The 19,431-nt window shown below is 73.0% G+C and carries 16 protein-coding genes and 2 rRNA genes; 5 read left to right on the forward strand and 13 right to left on the reverse strand.

The annotated features are described in order from the left end of the window. Positions 1–127 precede the first annotated feature (127 nt). Positions 128–1,762 (forward strand): PucR family transcriptional regulator, encoded by a 1,635-nt coding sequence (locus DCW30_RS21590; protein ID WP_076686937.1) that lies wholly within the window; start codon positions 128–130, stop codon positions 1,760–1,762. A gap of 9 nt (positions 1,763–1,771) precedes the next feature. On the opposite strand, the gene DCW30_RS21595 is transcribed toward DCW30_RS21590, so the two are convergent. Next, positions 1,772–2,911 (reverse strand): glycosyltransferase family 4 protein, encoded by a 1,140-nt coding sequence (locus DCW30_RS21595; protein ID WP_076686936.1) that lies wholly within the window; start codon positions 2,909–2,911, stop codon positions 1,772–1,774. 288 nt (positions 2,912–3,199) lie between these two features. After that, the gene (recN, locus tag DCW30_RS21600; RefSeq protein ID WP_076686935.1) at positions 3,200–4,927 is read right to left on the reverse strand and encodes a DNA repair protein RecN; all 1,728 of its coding nucleotides are present in this window, start codon (positions 4,925–4,927) and stop codon (positions 3,200–3,202) included. A 237-nt stretch (positions 4,928–5,164) separates the two neighbouring features. Here recN and DCW30_RS21605 point away from each other — a divergent pair, with 237 nt between their 5' ends. Then, complete coding sequence (locus DCW30_RS21605) at positions 5,165–6,523, forward strand: FtsX-like permease family protein (RefSeq protein ID WP_237283455.1); 1,359 nt, start codon at positions 5,165–5,167, stop codon at positions 6,521–6,523. A gap of 15 nt (positions 6,524–6,538) precedes the next feature. On the opposite strand, the gene DCW30_RS21610 is transcribed toward DCW30_RS21605, so the two are convergent. From DCW30_RS21610 to DCW30_RS21620, 3 genes are read right to left on the reverse strand one after another with little or no spacing between them, the layout of a single operon-like run. Then, positions 6,539–7,444, reverse strand: coding sequence for an NAD kinase (locus DCW30_RS21610; RefSeq protein WP_062783764.1), 906 nt, complete (start codon positions 7,442–7,444; stop codon positions 6,539–6,541). Between the two features lie 11 nt (positions 7,445–7,455). Beyond that, positions 7,456–8,271 (reverse strand): TlyA family RNA methyltransferase, encoded by an 816-nt coding sequence (locus tag DCW30_RS21615; RefSeq protein WP_076686934.1) that lies wholly within the window; start codon positions 8,269–8,271, stop codon positions 7,456–7,458. A gap of 7 nt (positions 8,272–8,278) precedes the next feature. Further along, positions 8,279–8,584: a hypothetical protein gene (locus DCW30_RS21620; RefSeq protein WP_076686933.1), complete on the reverse strand. Its 306-nt coding sequence runs from the start codon at positions 8,582–8,584 to the stop codon at positions 8,279–8,281. Positions 8,585–8,626: 42 nt separating this feature from the next. Between DCW30_RS21620 and DCW30_RS21625 the strand changes: the two genes are divergently transcribed. Beyond that, positions 8,627–8,974 carry an alkyl sulfatase C-terminal domain-containing protein gene (locus DCW30_RS21625; RefSeq protein WP_076686932.1) on the forward strand — a complete coding sequence of 116 codons (348 nt, stop codon included), beginning with the start codon at positions 8,627–8,629 and terminating at the stop codon, positions 8,972–8,974. Here DCW30_RS21625 and DCW30_RS21630 read toward each other — a convergent pair. The 3 genes from DCW30_RS21630 to DCW30_RS21640 are packed head-to-tail and all read right to left on the reverse strand — an operon-like array spanning position 8,958 to position 11,907. After that, a complete protein-coding gene (locus DCW30_RS21630; protein WP_103557517.1) occupies positions 8,958–9,809 on the reverse strand; it encodes an ABC transporter ATP-binding protein in 852 nt (283 codons plus the stop codon). The two genes, DCW30_RS21625 and DCW30_RS21630, sit on opposite strands and share 17 nt — an antisense overlap. Positions 9,810–9,838: 29 nt before the next feature. Beyond that, a complete protein-coding gene (locus DCW30_RS21635) occupies positions 9,839–10,867 on the reverse strand; it encodes a FecCD family ABC transporter permease (protein ID WP_076686930.1) in 1,029 nt (342 codons plus the stop codon). Beyond that, on the reverse strand, positions 10,864–11,907 hold the full coding sequence (locus DCW30_RS21640; protein ID WP_076686929.1) for a FecCD family ABC transporter permease: 1,044 nt from the start codon (positions 11,905–11,907) through the stop codon (positions 10,864–10,866). Before DCW30_RS21640 ends, DCW30_RS21635 begins: the two co-directional genes overlap by 4 nt. A 192-nt stretch (positions 11,908–12,099) precedes the next feature. Here DCW30_RS21640 and DCW30_RS21645 point away from each other — a divergent pair, with 192 nt between their 5' ends. Further along, complete coding sequence (locus tag DCW30_RS21645; protein ID WP_076686928.1) at positions 12,100–12,933, forward strand: siderophore-interacting protein; 834 nt, start codon at positions 12,100–12,102, stop codon at positions 12,931–12,933. 42 nt (positions 12,934–12,975) lie between these two features. Here DCW30_RS21645 and DCW30_RS21650 read toward each other — a convergent pair whose 3' ends face one another. Next, entirely contained in the window at positions 12,976–14,040 is a 1,065-nt protein-coding gene (locus tag DCW30_RS21650) for an HAD hydrolase-like protein (protein WP_076686927.1), read from the reverse strand. Between the two features lie 72 nt (positions 14,041–14,112). On the opposite strand from DCW30_RS21650, the gene DCW30_RS21655 reads away from it, so the two are divergent. Next, positions 14,113–15,396: a DUF1015 family protein gene (locus DCW30_RS21655; RefSeq protein WP_076686926.1), complete on the forward strand. Its 1,284-nt coding sequence runs from the start codon at positions 14,113–14,115 to the stop codon at positions 15,394–15,396. A 90-nt stretch (positions 15,397–15,486) separates the two neighbouring features. Here DCW30_RS21655 and DCW30_RS21660 read toward each other — a convergent pair whose 3' ends face one another. The 4 genes from DCW30_RS21660 to DCW30_RS21675 form a co-directional block, all read right to left on the reverse strand. Next, positions 15,487–16,353, reverse strand: a complete 867-nt coding sequence (locus DCW30_RS21660; protein ID WP_198504960.1) for a tetratricopeptide repeat protein — start codon at positions 16,351–16,353, stop codon at positions 15,487–15,489. Then, positions 16,245–17,513, reverse strand: coding sequence for a hypothetical protein (locus DCW30_RS37940; protein ID WP_164492983.1), 1,269 nt, complete (start codon positions 17,511–17,513; stop codon positions 16,245–16,247). Before DCW30_RS37940 ends, DCW30_RS21660 begins: the two co-directional genes overlap by 109 nt. A 270-nt stretch (positions 17,514–17,783) precedes the next feature. Further along, positions 17,784–17,900: ribosomal RNA gene (gene rrf / locus DCW30_RS21670) — 5S ribosomal RNA — on the reverse strand. Positions 17,901–18,039: 139 nt separating this feature from the next. Beyond that, positions 18,040–19,431, reverse strand: a 23S ribosomal RNA gene (locus DCW30_RS21675); the annotation flags it as partial.

The following is a 19,431-nucleotide window of genomic DNA, read 5'->3' on the forward strand; positions in this document are numbered from 1 at the left end:
GCAGCTCACGGAATCGACGACCGACATGAGCCGTGCGATCCCAGCCGGGCGTGTCGCCCGGTGAGCCGTACGCCGCGGGGGGGGACCGGGATGCCGTCTCCCCCCGCGCCCCGGTAGCGTCCGCGCCATGGAAAGTCAGGGCCCCCAGGGCGGCATCACCGTGCAGCGCGCGCTGGAACTCCCGGGGCTGCGCGGCGGGCTCCCCGAGGTCGTCGCGGGCGCCGAGCGGCTCCAGCGGACGGTGCGCTGGGTGCACGCGGGCGAGGTGCCCAACATCGCCTCGCTGCTCAAGGGCGGCGAGCTGCTGCTGACCACGGGGCTGGGCCTCGGCACCCGCCCCGCCGACCAGCGGGCCTTCGTGCGCAAGCTGGCCGAGCGCGGCATCGCCGCCCTGGTCGTCGAGCTGGGGCCGCGCTTCACCCGGCTCCCCGCGGCGCTCGTGGAGACGGCGCGGTCGGCCGGGCTCCCGCTGGTGCAGCTGCACCGCGAGGTGCCGTTCGTGACGGTCACCGAAGAGGTGCACACCGAGATCGTCAACGGCCACTACGCGCTGCTCCAGCGGGCCGAGGAGGTGCACAGGCGGTGCACGGAGGCGCTGCTCGGCGGGGGCGGCGTGCCGCAGGTCCTCGCCATCCTCGCCGAGTTCAGCGGCAACCCGGTGTTCCTGGAGACCGCGGACGGGCAGCTGCTGTACGCCGCGGGGGCGGGCACCGAGTGCGCCGACCCGCTCCAGGTGTGGGAGGGGCTGCGGGGCCGCGCCGTCGACCGGGACGGCCCGCCGGCCTCCGCGATCCTCGTCGACGTGCCGGGCGGCGGCCCCGGCGCCGGTTCCGTGCGGGCCAGGCTCGCGCTGCTCGCCGTGGAGTCCGCGCCGCTGCCGGTGCACCGCATCGCGGCGGAGCGGGCGGCGGGCAGTCTCGCGGTGGTGCTGATGCAGGCCCGCCAGGAGGAGGAGCTCGCCGCCCGGGGCCGCGGCGACTTCCTCACCGACCTCGCGGAGGGGCGGATCGCCGCCGATGACGCCCCCGCCCAGGCCCGCGTGCTCGGCTTCCGGCCGGTGGCCGCGGGGAGCCCGCTCCTGCCGGTGGTGATGCGGCTCGCGGACGGGCTGCCGACCGGCGGCGGCTGGGCGGTGCTCGCGCGGGCCGTCGCGGAGGAGCTGGCGTCGGTGGGCGTGCCGGTCCTGCTCGGTGTGCGTCCCGTCGAGGGCCGCGTGCCGCTGCTCCTCGGGCTGCGCACGGAGTCCGAGCGGACGGCGGTCGCCGACCGGGTCGCCGCCGCGCTGCGGGCGGGCGTGGAGCGCGCCGGAATGCAACGGCCCGGCGCCCAGCCACCCGTCGTGGTCGTCGGCGTCGCGGGCGGCTGGGCGGCGGCGTCGGCGGGCCTGCGGCACGCGGCGGAGACGGCGACGGCCGCGCAGGGCCTCGTCGACCGCCCCTGGTACGACGCGCGGCGGCTCGACATCGACCTGCTGCTCTGGCGGCTGCGCGACCATCCCGACCTCGCGGCGTTCGTGGACCGCGCGATCGGCCCGCTGCGCGAGCACGACCGGCGCGCGAAGCCGCCGCTCCTGCCCACGCTCCAGACGTATCTGGCGCACGCGGGCCGCAAGGCGGAGACCGCGCGCGAGCTGCATCTGAACCGGCAGACGCTCTACAACAGGCTCGCCCGCATCAGCGAGCTCCTCGGCACCGACCTCGACGACCCGCAGACGGTGCTCGCGCTGAGCCTCGCGCTGCGGGCCCGCAGGCACGTGGCGTAGCGGCGGGGGTCAGCTGAACGGCAGCGGCAGGGTCAACTCGTCGTAGACACTCAGCACTTGCGTGACCGTGTCGTCCTCGGTCGGCCAGGTCGCCGCCTGGGCCGCGCCCTTGTCCCGGAGCCGGGCACGCCGGACCGGGTCGGCGAGCAGCCGCGCCACGGCGGTGCCGAGCGCACCGGCGTCGCCGGGCGGCACGAGTTCCGCGGCGTCGCCGACCAGTTCGGCGAGCGTGCTCGTCGCCGCCGCGACGAGCGGCACACGCGCGTGCAGCGCCTCCTGCGCGAGTACGGAGCGGGCCTCCCGGCCGCCGGGCAGGACCGCGATGTCGGCCGCCGCCAGGAGGTCGGAGACGTCGTCGCGCCGCCCGATCAGGCGGACCGGCAGCCGCTCGGTCTCGATCCGGCGCAGCAGGGCCGGGCGCTCGGGCCCCTCCCCCGCCACGACGAGGAGCGGCAGCGGGTCCAGGTGCCGCCAGGCGCGCGCGGCGTCCAGCAGGAGCGCGTGGCCCCTGCCCGGTTCGAGGGCGCCCACGGCCATCACCAACGGGCGGTCCACGGCGCCGAGTTCGGCACGGGACTTGTGCAGCAGGGGCTCGTCCTCCACCGCGGTGGCACCGGTGCGGCGCTGTCCGGGCAGGGCGATCGCCGCGAGCCTGGCGTCCCTCGCGCCGCTGCCGCGCGCCCGGTCGACGAGGTCGGACGAGGTGCCGAGCACCACGGTGGCGGCCCGCGCGACCCGCCGTTCCAGCAGCCTGACCAGCCGTGCGCGGGCGCCCTCCGCGTGCGCGTGGTCGTGCCACGTGACGACGAGCGGGACGCTGCGCCCGGTGAGGGCGAGGGTGGCGCGCAGGGCGGCGTGCAGCCCGTGGGCGTGCACGAGACCGGCGTCGGCGCAGGCGGTGCGCAGGGCGGCCACCGAGACGGGGTCGCCGCTGCGGGGCACGGGCACGTGCCGGGCTCCCGCGCCGGTGAAGTCGTAGGCGCGGTCGGCCTCGTCGGGGGCGCACACGGTGACCCGCACGCCCCTGGCGGTCAGCCCGGCGGCCAGTGATCTGACGTGCACACTACTGCCCGCGCTGCCACCGCCGAGGACGTGCACGGCGTGCAGCGGTGTCTGTCCGTGCGGCGGGTGGCTGCTCACGTGGCTCACGTGGCGAAGGCTCCTGGCTGACGTCGGGCAGGGGACGGGGTCGAGCAGATGGTGCGCCAAGGATGCCAGCCCGTACGGACGTTCCGGCACTGCTGAAAGGTCACTTCCGCGCACGGCCGGGCAACTCACGGCCCCGGATCACCCACACGGGTGACGTAGACGGGGCTCGTACGTTCCCATCACCGCGCCACGCACCCTACGAGGCGCCACTGACAATCGGCCCGATGCCCCCGGCACGGGAGCCTCCCCCTGGGCGCGGCCGACCCGAGGCCACGCGTTCCCCGGAGGCTAGCCGTCCCCCCTGGCGGTGGCCAGGAGTTCCTCCGCATGGGCCCGTGCCGTCTCGCTGTCCTCCTGGCCGGCGAGCATCCGCGACAGCTCGCGCACCCGGGCCTCGCCCTCCAGGACCTGCACCCCGGAGCGGGTGACCATGCCGTCGTTGGTCTTCTCGACCAGCAGCTGCCGGTCGGCGAAGGCCGCGACCTGCGGAAGGTGGGTGACGACCACGACCTGCGCCGACTTGGCCAGCCGCGCGAGGCGCCGGCCGATCTCCACCGCCGCCTTGCCGCCGACGCCCGCGTCGACCTCGTCGAAGAGGTAGGTCGGGACGGGGTCGGTCCCGGCGAAGACCACCTCGACGGCGAGCATCACGCGGGACAGCTCACCGCCCGACGCGCCCTTGGCGATGGGCCGGGGCGGTGCGCCCGGGTGCGGGGCGAGGAGGAGTTCCACCTCGTCGACACCGGAGGGGCCGTACGCGACCGTGCGGCCGTCGACCACGACACCGTCGGCCCCCTCGGGGACCTCCGTGGAGCTGATGGCGATCGACACGCGCGCGTGGGGCATGGCGAGCGAGGCCAGCTCCTCGGTGACGGCCGCCGCGAACCGCGACGCCGCCTCCTGCCGGGCGTCGGTCAGCGCCTGCGCGAGCCCGGCCAGTTCGCCCCGCAGGGCGTCGCGCTCGGCGATCAGCTCGCCGAGGCGGTCGTCGTCGCCCTCCAGTTCGGTGAGGCGGGCCGCGCCCTCCTCGGCCCAGGCGAGGACCGCGTCGATGTCGGCGCCGTACTTCCGGGTGAGCTGGGTCAGCGCGGCGCGCCGCTCCTCGACCGCGGCGAGCCGCAGCGGATCGGCGTCCAGGTCGTCGGCGTACCCCGCGAGTTCGCCCGCCACGTCGCCGAGCAGGATGCCGATCTCGCCGAGCCGGTCGGCGAGGGCGGACAGGGCGGGGTCGTGCGACCGCACGGCCTCCAGGGCCCGTGAGGCGCCGGCGACCAGCGTCGAGGCGTCGACGCCCTCGGGGTCCTCGGGGTTGCCCGCGAGCGCGGCGTGCGCGGACGTGGCGGCGGAGGCGAGCGCCTCGGCGTGCCCGAGCCGCTCGGCCTCGGCGGCCAGTTCGGTGTCCTCGCCCGCCCTCGGCTCGACGGCGGCGATCTCCTCCAGGCCGAAGCGGAGCAGGTCCGCCTCTTGGGCACGCTCCCGCGCCCGCGTGGTGATCTCGTCGACCTCGGCGGTGACGGCCCGCAGCCTGCGGTAGGCGGAGGTGTACTTGGCCAGCGGCACGGCGACCGCGTCGCCCGCGTACCGGTCCAGGGCGCCGCGCTGCCTGGCCGGCTTCAGCAGGCCCTGCTGGTCGGTCTGGCCGTGCACGGCGACGAGGTCGTCGGCGAGTTCGGAGAGGACTCCGACCGGCACCGAGCGCCCGCCGAGGTGGGCTCTGGAGCGTCCCTCCGCCGAGACGGTTCTGCTGACGAGCAGTGCCCCGTCGTCCAGTTCGGCCCCGGCCTCCTCGGCCCGCACGACCGCGGGGGAGCCCGCGGGCACGGCGATGCGCCCTTCGACCACCGCCGACTTCGCGCCGATCCGCACCAGGGCGGCGTCCGCGCGTCCGCCGAGCAACAGGCCAAGGCTCGTGACCACCATCGTCTTGCCCGCGCCGGTCTCACCCGTCACGGCGGTGAAGCCTGGCGAGAGCTCGACGACAGCGTCGTCGATGACTCCGAGCGACCGTATCCGCATCTCCTCCAACACGGACACGACCTTACGAGGTCACGGACCCGGTGTGCGACGGCACCCGCGCTCCGCCGGCGAAGGCGCAGGTGGCGGCGGGGCCGACGGGACCGGTGTCACCCGCCGGAGTGGCCGCCCCGCGGACCGTCGCGCACGCGCGGGCGCTCGGAGGTGGGGCTACCCCCCGTACGATCCACCCGCCCGCCCCATGGCCCCCGTGCCCGTCCCGCCATGACCATGATCGACATGGCGACAGGACTGGCACAGGCGGCGCTGCGCGCGCACCGCCCGGCGTTCGTGGGCACCGCGGTGGCCGCGCTCTTCGCGGCGACGGTGGTGAGCGCGTCGACGATGATGCTCGGCTCGACGAGCGGCGGGAGCGTCGACGGGCTCTCCCCCGCGGCCCGCCGTCGGATCACCGAGAACGGCGTCGGCGACATGGCCCTCGTCCTGCTGATCGGCTCCATCTACATGTCGATATTCGTCGTCGTGTCGACCATGGGCACCGCCGTGGCCCAGCAGCACCGCGAGATCGCCCTCGTGCGCGCCATCGGCGCCAGGCCCCGCCAGGTCCGCCGCGCGGTGGCCGTCCAGGCGCTCGCGGCGTCGGTCCCCGCCGCCCTCGCCGGCTTCGCCCTCGGCGGCCTCGTCGCCCGGTGGTGGCACGCGGGCATGGTCTCGCACGGGCTGCTGCCCGCCGAGGCCGTCTTCCGGTTCGGCTGGCTCGCCCTGCCGGTGTGCGTCGGCGTGGCCGTGGTGACGACGACGCTCGCCGCCCTGCTCGCCGCGGTGCGCTTCTCGCTGCTGCGGCCCGCCCGCGCCCTCGCCGAGGCGGCGACCGGGCGGCGCGGGCTCGGCCCGCTGCGGGGGCCCCTCGGCGTGCTCGCGGTGGCGGGGGCGTGCGCCGTGTCGGTGCTCCTGTCGCGGCAGCCCGCCGACGAGGCGAGCCAGGGCGCCTTCCTCGTCCTCATCCTCTTCTGCGTCGGCGCCGGGCTCCTCGGCCCGCGCCTCATCGGCCCCGCGGCCCTGCTGGTCTCGGCGCTGGTCGGCCGGTTCGGACCGAGCGCGCGCCTGGCGATGCGCAACGTCCGCTCCCAGCCCCGCCGCTTCTCCGCCGCCGTCGTCCCGCTGGTCCTCGTCGTCGGCTTCGGCCTCACCAAGATCGGCATACGGACGACGGCGCGGCACCACACCGGCTCGTCGGGCGGCGCGGGCGAGGTCTGGCTCGACTACGTGGGCACCGGCCTCTACGCGGGCTTCGCCGCCATCGCCGCGGCGAACACCCTCGCCATGATCTCCTTCGAGCGCCAGCGCGACGTCGCCCTGCTCCGCGTGGTGGGCAGCAAGCGCGGCCAGGTGGGCGCCATGGCGGCCTGGGAGGCCGTGGTCGTGGCGGGGACCGCGCTGCTGCTCGGCGGTGTCATCGCGCTCGGCACCCTGGCGCCGATCCTCCGCACGGCGTTCGGCACCGCCGTGCCGTACCTCCCCTGGGCCGTGCCGACGGGCATCGCGGCGGGCACCCTGCTGCTCACCCTGCTCGCCACCGGTCTGCCGGTGCGCGCGGTGCTGCGCCGCCGCGCCGTCAGGGTGCTCGCCGCCACCTAGGCACGCCCCGCCGGCCTACTGCGGCGCCCCGCGCCAGCCCTGCACCGGCAGGGCGAACTTCGCGACGAGCCGGTCGGTGAACGAGGCGTGGTGCAGCCGCGCGAGCCGCACCGGGACCGCCCCGCGGCGCACCTCCACGCGCGCGCCCGAGGGCAGTTCGACGGTCCGCCGCCCGTCGCACCAGAGCACCCCGTGCGGGGTGTGCGGCTGGACCTCCACGGCGAGCACCGAGTCCGGCGAGGTCACCAGCGGCTTGGCGAACAGGGCGTGCGCGCTGATCGGCACCATGAGCAGCGCCTCGACCTCCGGCCACACCACGGGCCCGCCCGCCGAGAACGCGTACGCCGTCGATCCCGTCGGCGTGGCGCAGACGATGCCGTCGCAGCCGAAGCCGGTGACGGGCCGCCCGTCGATCTCCAGGACCACTTCGAGCATCCGTTCGGGCGACACCTTCTGCACGGCCGCCTCGTTCATCGCCCAGTCGCGGTGCACGACGTCGCCGTTGCTGTGCACGACGACGTCGATCGTCATGCGCTCCTCGACCTCGTAGTTCCTGCTGACGACGCGGTCGACGACCTTGTCGAGGTCGTCGCGCTCGGCCTCCGCGAGGAAGCCCACGCGCCCGAGGTTGACGCCGAGCATGGGCACCCCCGAGGCGCGCGCGAAGTCCGCGCCCCGCAGCAGCGTGCCGTCGCCGCCGAGGACGACGATCAGCTCGCAGTCGTCGATGCAGTCGGCCGTCGCCTCCTGGACCGACTCGACTTCGGAGGGCAGCGGCAGATCCGCCGCCTCCGCCTTGAGCACCCGCACGCCGATGCCGTGGCGCAGCAGCCCCTGGACGACCAGTTCGGCGCTGCGGACGGCCGCGGGCCTTCCGGTGTGGGCGAGCAGGAAAACGGTACGAGCTCGGGTCTGGGTCACTCGGGTCTGGGTCAACGGGGCCCCTCCGCCACGGCACGGTCAACGTCCGCCGGGTCGAGTTCATCCGCCCCCGCGCACAGCCACAGAAAGTACTCGACATTGCCGGAGGGGCCGGGCAGCGGGCTCGCGGTCACGCCACGCACCCCGAGGCCCAGCTCCCACGCCTGCCGCGCCACACCGCGCACGGCCTCGGCCCGCAGCTCGGCGCTGCGCACCACACCGCCGCTGCCGAGGCGCTCCTTGCCGACCTCGAACTGCGGCTTGACCATCAGGACGAGGTCCGCGTCGGGGGCCGCGCACCGCTTGAGGGCGGGCAGCACCAGGCCGAGCGGGATGAAGGAGAGGTCGCCCACGACCAGGTCGACGGGGACGCCGTCGATGGCGTCGAGCGTCAGCTCCCGCACGTTCGTCCGGTCCTTCACGATGACCCGGTCGTCGCTCTGCAGCGACCACGCGAGCTGGCCGTACCCCACGTCGACGGCGACGACCCGCGCCGCCCCGGCCCGCAGCAGCACGTCCGTGAAGCCGCCGGTGGACGCGCCCGCGTCGAGCGCGCGCCGTCCCTCGACCGCCAGCCCCCGCGGCACGAAGGCGGCGAGGGCGCCGGCGAGCTTGTGCCCGCCGCGCGATACGTAGTCCGGGTCGCTGTCGTCCTGCGAGACGACGATCGCGGCGGCCGTCTCGACCTGGGTCGCGGCCTTGGTCGCGACGGCCTTGCCGACCGAGACCCGGCCCGCGGCGATCAGCTGGCTCGCGTGCTCGCGCGAGCGCGCCAGCTTCCTGCGGACCAGCTCGGCGTCGAGGCGGCGTCGTGCCACTCCTGCCACGTTCGGTTCAGCTCCTGTCGTACGAGGGGGTGGGCGCCCCGGGGGGCGCCAAAGGGCCGGGGCGCGCGTCGAGCGCGGTCAGCGCGTCGCGCAGGCCCCGGTGTACATCCTCGTACACCTCGATGTGGCCGTCCGTGGCGAGGTGGTCGGCGGCGCCGAGCCGGGCGAGGTGGGCGTCCACGTCCGCGTCGCCGGTGGGCGTGCGCTCCACCCCGAGGGGGGCGGGCCCCGCCGGGTCGTACGACGGTTCGTCCAGAACCGGGGGCTCCGCGGGCTCCGCCGCCGCGTCCCTGACCGCCTGTGTGTCGCTCATGGCACGACGCTACCGCGAAGCCCTGCGGTACCGTCGATCACGATGGCGACCATGGCGGAGTGCCGTACCGCACTCGACACACTCTCTGACAACCTCGCGTCCGCCGACGGCGACGTGCGCGGCGCGGCTGCCCTGAACCGCTCGCTGAGCTGCCACATCACCGACCTCGACGCCACCTTCGCCGGCCGCCTCGAAAACGGCCGGATCACGGTGCTCGACAGCCACCAGGGGCCGCCCCGCCAGAAGGCGGAGATCCGCCTGGCGATGACCGGCGACGACCTGGTGGCGATGGTCGGCGGCGAGCTGAGGTTCGCCAAGGCGTGGGCCGCGGGGCGGGTCAAGCTGGAGGCGGGCTTCCGGGACCTGATCAAGCTCAGGTCGCTGCTGTAGCCACGGCCCGGCGCCCCGCGCGGGCGGCGGGGATCACCAGCGGCGTCCCCGTCTCGGGGTCGTCGATGATCTGGCATCGGATGCCGAACGTCCGCTCCACCAGCTCCGCCGTGACGACGTCCGCGGGCGCGCCCTCGGCGACGACCGCGCCGTCGCGCAGGGCGATGAGGTGCGTGGCGTAGCGCGCGGCGTGGTTGAGGTCGTGCAGGACGGCGACGAGGGTGCGGCCCTGCTCCTCGTGGAGCCGTGCGCACAGGTCGAGGACGTCGAGCTGGTGCTGGATGTCGAGGAACGTCGTCGGCTCGTCGAGGAGCAGCAGCGGCGTCTGCTGGGCGAGGGCCATGGCGATCCACACGCGCTGGCGCTGGCCGCCGGAGAGCTCGTCGACGTAGCGGTCGGCGAGGTCACGTACGCCCGTCGACGCCATGGACTCGTCCACGATCCGCTCGTCCTCCTCCGACCACTGCCGCAGGAGCCCCTGGTGGGGGTAGCGTCCGCGCGCGACGAGGTCGCCGACGGTGATGCCGTCGGGCGCGATCGACGACTGCGGGAGCAGGCCGAGCGTCTTGGCGACCTTCTTCGCCGGCATCGACTGGATGGCGTTCCCGTCGAGCAGGACGCGGCCAGCGGACGGCTTGAGCATCCGGGACAGGGCGCGCAGCAGCGTGGACTTGCCGCAGGCGTTGGGGCCCACGATCACCGTGAAGGAGTTGTCGGGTATTGCGACGGACAGCTTCTCCGCGATGACGCGCTGGTCGTAGCCGAGGGTGACGTCGTCGGCGATGAGCCGGTTCACTGCAGCACGCTCCTGGTCCGGAGGGTCGTTCTTGGTCATGACGGGTGGCCCGGCGGCCTCGCGCCGCCTCATACGCGTCCCGCCCTGCGCTGGGTGAGCAGGAGCCACAGCAGGTAGACGCCGCCGAGGACGCCGGTGACGACGCCCACCGGGAGCTGGTCGGCGCCGAAGGCCCGCTGCGAGCCCCAGTCCGCGACGATGAGGAGGGCGGCGCCCATGAACATCGACGGCATGAGGTTCGGTCCCGGCGAGCGGGTCAGCCGGCGGGCGAGCTGGGGCGCGGTGAGCGCGACGAAGCTGACGGGGCCGGCGGCGGCGGTGGCCGCGGCGGTGAGCAGGACGGAGGCCGTCAGCAGGGCGAACCGGGTGCGTTCGACCGGCACGCCGAGCGCGTGAGCGGTGTCGTCGCCCATCTCCAGCATCCTCAGCGGACGCCCGTACACCAGGACGACCGGCGTCAGGACCGCGACGAGCACCAGCAGCGGCCACACCTGGTCCCAGTCGCGGCCGTCGAGGGAGCCGGTCATCCAGACCACGGAACGCGCGGCGTCGACGAAGTCCGCCTTGGTGAGCAGATAGCCGTTGATCGCCGTGATGAAGGCGGAGACGCCGATGCCGACGAGGACGAGCCGGTAGCCGTGCACGCCGCGCTTCCAGGCGAGCAGGTAGATGGCGAGGCCGGTGACGAGACCGCCGACGAGCGCGCCGCCCGCGACCTCGACCGCGCTGCCCTTGAACAGGACGATCATGGTGAGCGCCCCGGCCGTCGCCCCTTGCCCGAGGCCGAGCACGTCGGGGCTGCCCAGCGGGTTGCGCGCGATGGACTGGAAGAGGGCGCCGCCGAGGCCGAGCGCCGCGCCCACCAGGAGCCCGACGAGGACGCGCGGCAGCCGCAGCTCGTTGATGATGAACTCCTGCCCGGCGTCGCCGTCGCCGAGCAGCGTGCGGACGACGTCGCCGGCCGGGATCGCGAAGTCGCCGGTGCCGATCAGGACGACACCCGCGGTGAGCGCCGCCAGCACGAGCAGGACCACGACCACCGTGGTGCGGACGTCGAGCCGGACCGAGAAGCCGCCCTTGACGCGCAATGCCTTCACAGCTGGGCCACCTTCCGCCGGCGTACGAGGAAGACGAAGACGGGCGCGCCGATGACCGCCGTCACGATGCCGACCTGGAGCTCGGCGGGGCGGGCCACGATCCGGCCGACGACGTCGGCGCCGAGCAGCAGCACGGGCGAGAGGACCGCCGCGTACGGCAGGATCCAGCGCATGTCGGGCCCGGTGAAGGAGCGCACGATGTGCGGCACCATCAGGCCGACGAACACGATCGGCCCGCAGGCCGCGGTCGCCGCCCCGCACAGCAGGGTCGCCGCCGCCATGGACAGCGCGCGGGTGCGGGCGAGGTGGGCGCCGAGCGCGCGGGCGGTGTCGTCGCCCATGGCCATGGCGTTCAGGGGCCGGGCGAGGCCGAGCGCGAGCACCGTGCCGACCGCGAGGAACGGCAGGACCTGCTGGATGGTGTGCGTGTTGGCGGAGGCCAGCGAGCCGACCGTCCAGAAGCGCATCTTGTTGAGCGCCGCACCGTCCATGATCATGACGGCCTGCAGATAGCCGTAGAGGGCCGCGCTGATCGCGGTGCCCGCGAGGGCGAGCCGCACCGGGGTCGCGCCGCGCGCCCCGCCGAGCGCGTACAGCAGGACGCCGACGAGCGCCGCCCCCACGAAGGCGAACCACACGTAGCCGCTCAGCGAGGTGACGCCGAAGAAGCTGATCGCGGTGACGACCGCCGCCGACGCGCCCAGGTTGATGCCGAGCAGCCCGGGATCGGCCAGCGGGTTGCGGGTGAGCGCCTGGAGGACGGCGCCGGACAGGCCGAGCGCGACGCCCGCGAGGAGCCCGAGCACGCTGCGCGAGAGCCGCTCGCCGACCACGACGTCGCCATAGGTCCCCGTGTCGTGGAAGAGGCCGTGCCAGACCTGCTCGATGGGCATCGATTTGGCGCCGACCGCGATGCTCGCGACGAAGACGAGCACGAGCACGGCCACCGCGACGAGCAGCCCGGCGGACCGTGTCGCGCGGCGTCCGGGCGGCGCGGGAGCGGTCTCCGCGCGGGGTTCTGGGGGACTGTCGACCAACACCCGGTTAGGTTAGCCTACCCTCGCAGCGCCTCGACGAGAGAGCCCGCCGGACGCGAGACCACCGGGCGAGAGGCCGCCGAGAGACCACCGAGAGAGACGAGTGGCTCGCCGGGAGAAGCGGGGGCGACATCGTCGCGTGCGCCGCCCGTCACACCGGCCGCCCTCCCGTCGACGAGCCGAAGAGGCCACGCGATGACCGATTCCCCGTACCAGTACTTCGACGTCCGGGTGCTGCGCGCCGAACGGCTCACCCCCGCCATGATCCGCGTGGTCCTCGGCGGCCCCGACCTGCCCCGCATGGCCTCGGGCGGCCGGGACCAGCGCATCAAGATCTTCCTTCCGCACCCGGGCCAGGACGCCCCGGTCATGCCGGACACCGCCACCGGCGACGCCGCCGACTGGTACGCCGCCTGGTGCGCCCTCGACCCCTCGGTGCGCGGCATCATGCGCACCTACACGACCCGCGAGCTCCGCCGCGACCCGCATGAGCTGGTCATCGACTTCGCCGTCCACGGCGCGGACCCCTCCCCCACCGACGGCCCCGCCACGAGCTGGGCGCGGACGGCGAGGGCCGGCGCCCACATCGGCGTCCTCGCCCCCGTCGAGGAGGAGAACGCGGCCTACGACTTCCGGCCGCCCGAGGACACCGACTGGCTGCTCCTGGCCGCCGACGAGTCGGCGCTCCCGGCCGTCGCGGGCATCCTGGAGACCCTGCCGCCCGGCCTCCCGACACGCGTCTGGGTCGAGGTCCACGACCTGGCGGACCGGCAGGCGCTGCCCAGCAGGGCGGACACCGAGATCCACTGGCTCACCAGGGAGGGCGCCACCACGGAGGCCATCCGCGGCGCGGACCTGCCCGAAGGCGTCCCGTACGCGTGGATCGCCGGTGAGTCCGCGACCGTCAAGGCCGTCCGCCGCCACCTCGTCGGCGACCGGGGCTTCGCCCGCGAACGCGTGTCGTTCTCCGGCTACTGGCGCAAGCACACCACCACCGACGAGCTGATCGACCGGGGCGAGACGGCCTGACCGGCGACACGTCGGCCCGGCGCTCGCCCCGCCCCCGGCGGCTCACAGCCCCAGCCGGGCCACCGCCTTGTCCGCGGCCAGCGTGCAGGAGCCGTCTCCCGCCTGCGTCCAGGCCGCCGCGCACAGGGCGCGCAGCCCGTCCATGGCCTCGCCGTCGCCGTCCAGGGCCAGCTCGCCGCCGCGCGCCGAGGCCGTCCAGCCGCCGCAGCGGAAGCCGCCATCGGCCGCGGTCACCTCGGGCTGCCCGGTGAGCATGCCGCGCAGGTCCGCGTCCACGTACGTCGGCCGGTGCCGCGGCGGCGCCGCGAGGAGCTGCGCGGCGTCCGTGACGCCGGTCATGACGAGCAGGGAGTCCACCCCGCCGTTGAACGCGCCCTCGATGTCCGTGTCCAGGCGGTCGCCCACGACCAGCGGGCGCTCGGCCCCCGTGCGCAGGATCGTCTCCCGGTGCATCGGCGGCAGCGGCTTGCCCGCCACCTGCGGCTCCGCCCTCGTCGCGATGCGCACGACCTCCACCGCCGCGCCGTTGCCCGGAGCGATGCCCCGCGCGCTCGGGATCGTCAGGTCGGTGTTGGACGCGAACCACGGCACCCCGCGCGCGATCGCGTGACAGGCCTCGGCGAACCGCCCCCACGCCATGTCGGGGCCGCCGTACCCCTGCACGACCGCCGCGGGGTCCTCGTCGGCCGACTCGACCGGCACCAGACCCCGCTCCCGCAGCGCGACCCGCAGCCCCTCGCCGCCGATCACGAGCACCCGCGCCCCGGCGGGCACCTGCTCGCTGACCAGCCGGGCCGCCGCCTGCGCCGAGGTGATGACGTCCGCCGCCGCGGTCTCGATCCCCAGCTCCGTCAGATGCTCCGCCACCGCGTCCGGCGTCCGCAGCGCGTTGTTCGTGACGTACGCCAGGTGCATGCCGCCCTTGCGCGCGGCGCCGAGCGACTCGACGGCGTACGCGATGGCGAGCCCACCCGCGTACACGACCCCGTCCAGGTCGAGCAGAGCGGTGTCATACGCCTCGCTCAGCGCCTCGCCGCTGCCCGCCGGCCGCGTCCTGACGCCCTCGTCCGCGCCACCGTCCGCGCCCTTGCCTGCGGTCTGGCTCATTACACATCGCTCCTCGCTCGATACCACTCCCCCGATCATCGCTCATGCCACGGACACACATACGATGCCCCAATGAACACAGCGGGTCACACGGACGCAGCCGGACTCGACCTGATCCCCTTCCGGGGCGTGCGCTACGTCCCCGAACGGGTCGGCAACCTCGCCGCGGTGACCTCACCCCCGTACGACGTGGTGGTCCGCCCCGACGGCCTGCTGCACCTGGAGTCGGCCGACCCGCACAACATCGTCCGGCTGATCCTCCCGCAGGCCACCACCCCCGCCGCCCGCAACCAGCAGGCCGCCGACACCCTGCGCGACTGGCTCGCCGAAGGCATCCTCGCCCCCGACACCGAGCCGAGCCTCTACGTCTACGAACAGCGGGACGGCGACATCCTCCAGCGCGGCGTCATCGGCGCGCTCCGCCTCTCCGAGGCCGCAGAGGGCGTCGTGCTGCCCCATGAGGACGTGATGCCGCACGTCGTCGAGGACCGCGCGGCCCTGATGCGGGCGACCTCGGCCAACCTGGAGCCGCTGCTCCTGACCTACCGCAGCGACGGGGACGACCACGCGAAAGGCCCCATAGCGGTCATCGAGCGCGTCGTCCGGCGCGATCCGCTGCTCGCCACCACCACCGAGGACGGCTTCCACCACCGCCTGTGGCCGGTGACCGACCCCGTTGAGATCACCGAGATCCAGTCAGGTCTCGCCGCCCACCAGGCGCTGATCGCCGACGGCCACCACCGCTGGGCCACCAACCTGCGCCTGCGCGCCGAGCATCCCGCGCCGAGCGCCTGGGACTACGGCCTGGTCCTCCTGGTCGACACCGCCCGCTACCCGTTGCGGGTCCGCGCCATCCACCGCTACCTCCACCGCCTGCCGGTGTCCGAGGCACTCGCCGCCATCGGCGACTCCTTCCGCGTACGCGAGGTGGAGGGGCCCCTCGACCACGCGCTCGCCGTCCTCGCCGAGGCCGCGGCCGAGAGCAACGCCTTCCTGCTCGCGGGCGACGGCGCATTCCACCTCGTCGACCGCCCGGCCCCGGACCTCCTGGCCCGTACGATCCGCGACGACCACCCCGAGGCCTGGCGGACCCTGGACGCGACGGTCCTGCACTCGACGCTGCTCGACCACGTCTGGCGCGTCCCCGACGCCCCCGAGCACATCGCGTACATCCACGACACCGAGGCCACGGTCGAGAAGGCCGAGCGCGACGGCGGCACGGCCGTCCTGATGCACCCGGTCCGCGAGGAGGTCGTCCGCGACCTGGCCCGCCAGGGCGTGACGATGCCCCGCAAGTCGACCTCCTTCGGCCCTAAGCCGGCGACGGGCCTGGTCCTGCGGGGCCTCGCGTTCTGACGCGCCTCCGCACTCCCGTATGACCCCGGACATGCCGAACGGGCGGGGCTCCCCGAAGGGAACCCCGCCCGTTCTCGGCGGTGCGGACGATCAGGCCTTGTCGGCCCCGGCGTCGTCGACGCCGTCGCGGGCGTCGTCGATGTCGTCACCGTCCACGTCGCCGTCCACGTCATCGTGCGCGTCGTCACCGTGGGCGTCGTCGTCGCCCGCGGCCTCGCGGCGCTCGGCGGGCTCGGCGTCTGCGGCGATGGCGTCGCCCTGCTCGTCGTCCTCGTCGTCACCCAGGGCGTCGACGAACTCGACGCCGTCGAGCTCGGCCAGGCGGTCGGAGGCGTCGGTGCTGCCGTCCTTGTCGGACTCGACGACCTTCGCGAACCACTCCCGTGCCTCGTCCTCACGGCCGGCCGCGAGCAGCGCGTCGGCGTAGGCGTACCGCAGTCGCGCGGTCCAGGGCTGTACGGAGTTCGAGGCCAGCTCGGAGCTCTGCAGGGTCACGATGGCGGCGTCGATCTGGTCCATGTCACGGCGTGCCCCGGCGGCGACGAGCCGCATCTCGACCTGCCCCGCCTTGTCGAGCTTCTGCACCTCGGGCGCACCGGCCATGTCCAGCGCCTTCTCGGGCCGGCCCATGCCGCGCTCGCAGTCCGCCATGACGGGCCACAGCTCGACACTGCCGGTCATCCGCCGCGCTGCCCTGAACTCGGCGAGGGCCTCGCTGTACTTCTGGTTCGCGTACGCGGCGAAGCCCGCCGCCTCACGCACCGCCGCGACCCTGGAGGCCAGCCGCAGGGCGATACGCGAGTACGCGTAGGCCTGCTCGGGGTCCTCGTCCAACAGGTTGGCGACCATCACCAGGTTCCGCGCGACGTCCTCGGCGAGACCCTTGGGGAGGCTCTGCAGCTCCTGCTGGACGTCCTTGTCGATCTCGCGGCCCGTGACGTCGTCAGGGATCGGCAGCCGGCGGATCGGCTCGCGGTCCCGGTCACGGTCGTCGCGCCCGCGGTAGCCACCACGGTCGCCGTCACGCCGGTCGTCCCTCCGGTCGTCCCTGCGGTCGTCCCGCCCACGGAACCCGCCGGGCCTGCCGCCACGGCTGTCGTCCCGGCGCGGACCACGGCCTCGGTCGTCACGGCCCCGGTCGTCACGTCCGCGGTCATCGCGCCCGCGGTAGCCACCACGGTCCCCGCCACGGCTGTCTCCACCACGGCTGTCGTCACGGCGGAAACCACCGCGGTCGTCACGGCGGTCATCGCGTCGATCGTCACGGCGGTCGTCGCGACGGAAGGCGGGACGGTCGTCACGGCGGTCGTCCCTGCGGTCATCGCGCCGGTCGTCGCGGCGGAAGGCGGGACGGTCACCGTCGCGGCGGAAGCCACCACGGTCGCCGCCACGGTCACGGTCGTCACGGCGCGGGCCACTGGGCCGGTCGTCACGACGGGGTCCGCTGGGACGGTCGTCACGACGGAACGGCGGACGCCCGCCCTCACGGTCGTCCCTCCCACGGAAGCCACCGCCACCGCGGTTGTCCCCACCACGGTTGTCCTCACGGCGGAAACCACCACGGTCGCCGCGGTCATCGCGTCGATCGTCACGGCGGTCGTCGCGGCGGAAACCACCGCGGTCGTCACGGCGGTCATCGCGTCGATCGTCACGGCGGTCGTCGCGGCGGAAGCCACCACGGTCGCCGCCACGGTCACGGTCGTCACGACGCGGGCCACCGGGCCGGTCGTCACGACGGAACGGCGGACGCCCACCCTCACGGTCATCACGCCCACGGAACCCACCGCCACCGCGGTTGTCCCCACCACGGTTGTCCTCACGGCGGAAACCACCACGGTCGCCGCGGTCATCGCGTCGATCGTCACGGCGGAAGGCGGGACGGTCACCGTCGCGGCGGAAACCGCCACGGTCGCCGCCACGGTCACGGTCGTCACGACGCGGACCACTGGGACGGTCGTCACGACGGAACGGCGGACGCCCACCCTCACGGTCATCACGCCCACGGAACCCACCGCCACCACGGTTGTCCCCGCCACGATTGTCATCGCGACGGAAACCACCACGGTCGCCCCGGTCATCACGCCGGTCGTCCCTGCGGTCATCGCGCCGGTCGTCACGGCGGAAAGCGGGACGGTCACCATCGCGACGGAAACCGCCACGGTCGTTGTCACGCTTCGGGGCTCCGCGGTAGCCGCCCCGGTCGCCACCTTCCCGGCGGCGCTGGTCGCGCTCCGGTCGCTCGTCGGGAGAGTTGGTGGACATGGGTGACTCCTAGTCTTCGGTACCGCAGTCATTCTCGCGCAGCCGGAGTGCCGGCGCGCTTCGACAAAAACAAAAGGACCCCTGGTCCCAGCGTGGACGCTGGGACCAGGGGTCCTCCAATAATTGTTCGGCGGCGTCCTACTCTCCCACAGGGTCCCCCCTGCAGTACCATCGGCGCTATGAGGCTTAGCTTCCGGGTTCGGAATGTAACCGGGCGTTTCCCTCATGCTATGACCACCGAAACCCTATGAAATATCCCGCTGTAGAGCAGGATCTCAAACAGGGCAGCGAACAAGCACACTTTTCAATTTAGATAGTGACGCTGTTCAGCCGACACAACTGTTCGTTGTTTCAGAACCAACACAGTGGACGCGAGCAACTGAGGACAAGCCCTCGGCCTATTAGTACCAGTCACCTCCACCCGTTACCGGGCTTCCAGATCTGGCCTATCAACCCAGTCGTCTACTGGGAGCCTTAACCCCTCAAAGGGGGTGGGAATACTCATCTCGAAGCAGGCTTCCCGCTTAGATGCTTTCAGCGGTTATCCTTTCCGAACGTAGCCAACCAGCCATGCCCTTGGCAGGACAACTGGCACACCAGAGGTTCGTCCGTCCCGGTCCTCTCGTACTAGGGACAGCCCTTCTCAATATTCCTACGCGCACAGAGGATAGGGACCGAACTGTCTCACGACGTTCTAAACCCAGCTCGCGTACCGCTTTAATGGGCGAACAGCCCAACCCTTGGGACCGACTCCAGCCCCAGGATGCGACGAGCCGACATCGAGGTGCCAAACCATCCCGTCGATATGGACTCTTGGGGAAGATCAGCCTGTTATCCCCGGGGTACCTTTTATCCGTTGAGCGACGGCGCTTCCACAAGCCACCGCCGGATCACTAGTCCCGACTTTCGTCCCTGCTCGACCCGTCGGTCTCACAGTCAAGCTCCCTTGTGCACTTACACTCAACACCTGATTACCAACCAGGCTGAGGGAACCTTTGGGCGCCTCCGTTACTCTTTGGGAGGCAACCGCCCCAGTTAAACTACCCATCAGACACTGTCCCTGATCCGGATCACGGACCGAGGTTAGACATCCAGCACGACCAGAGTGGTATTTCAACGACGACTCCACGAACACTGGCGTGCCCGCTTCACAGTCTCCCACCTATCCTACACAAGCCGAACCGAACACCAATATCAAACTGTAGTAAAGGTCCCGGGGTCTTTCCGTCCTTCTGCGCGAAACGAGCATCTTTACTCGTAGTGCAATTTCACCGGGCCTATGGTTGAGACAGTCGAGAAGTCGTTACGCCATTCGTGCAGGTCGGAACTTACCCGACAAGGAATTTCGCTACCTTAGGATGGTTATAGTTACCACCGCCGTTTACTGGCGCTTAAGTTCTCAGCTTCGCACGCCCGAAAGCGCACTAACCGGTCCCCTTAACGTTCCAGCACCGGGCAGGCGTCAGTCCGTATACATCGCCTTACGGCTTCGCACGGACCTGTGTTTTTAGTAAACAGTCGCTTCTCGCTGGTCTCTGCGGCCACCCCCAGCTCAGAGTGCAAGACTCATCACCAGTGATGGCCCCCCTTCTCCCGAAGTTACGGGGGCATTTTGCCGAGTTCCTTAACCATAGTTCACCCGAACGCCTCGGTATTCTCTACCTGACCACCTGAGTCGGTTTAGGGTACGGGCCGCCATGAAACTCGCTAGAGGCTTTTCTCGACAGCATAGGATCATCCACTTCACCACAATCGGCTCGGCATCAGGTCTCA

It is taken from the genome of Streptomyces alfalfae (assembly GCF_004127445.1).
Classification (GTDB): domain Bacteria; phylum Actinomycetota; class Actinomycetes; order Streptomycetales; family Streptomycetaceae; genus Streptomyces; species Streptomyces alfalfae.

What these genes read in the sequence shown, in the direction of transcription:
- DCW30_RS21590 (WP_076686937.1), top strand. Translation starts at nt 128, where the DNA reads ATGGAAAGTCAGGGCCCCCAGGGCGGCATCACCGTGCAGCGCGCGCTG.
- recN (WP_076686935.1), bottom strand. Translation starts at nt 4,927, where the DNA reads ATGCGGATACGGTCGCTCGGAGTCATCGACGACGCTGTCGTCGAGCTC.
- DCW30_RS21605 (WP_237283455.1), top strand. Translation starts at nt 5,165, where the DNA reads ATGGCGACAGGACTGGCACAGGCGGCGCTGCGCGCGCACCGCCCGGCG.
- DCW30_RS21620 (WP_076686933.1), bottom strand. Translation starts at nt 8,584, where the DNA reads ATGAGCGACACACAGGCGGTCAGGGACGCGGCGGCGGAGCCCGCGGAG.
- DCW30_RS21625 (WP_076686932.1), top strand. Translation starts at nt 8,627, where the DNA reads ATGGCGACCATGGCGGAGTGCCGTACCGCACTCGACACACTCTCTGAC.
- DCW30_RS21630 (WP_103557517.1), bottom strand. Translation starts at nt 9,809, where the DNA reads ATGACCAAGAACGACCCTCCGGACCAGGAGCGTGCTGCAGTGAACCGG.
- DCW30_RS21645 (WP_076686928.1), top strand. Translation starts at nt 12,100, where the DNA reads ATGACCGATTCCCCGTACCAGTACTTCGACGTCCGGGTGCTGCGCGCC.
- DCW30_RS21650 (WP_076686927.1), bottom strand. Translation starts at nt 14,040, where the DNA reads ATGAGCCAGACCGCAGGCAAGGGCGCGGACGGTGGCGCGGACGAGGGC.
- DCW30_RS21655 (WP_076686926.1), top strand. Translation starts at nt 14,113, where the DNA reads ATGAACACAGCGGGTCACACGGACGCAGCCGGACTCGACCTGATCCCC.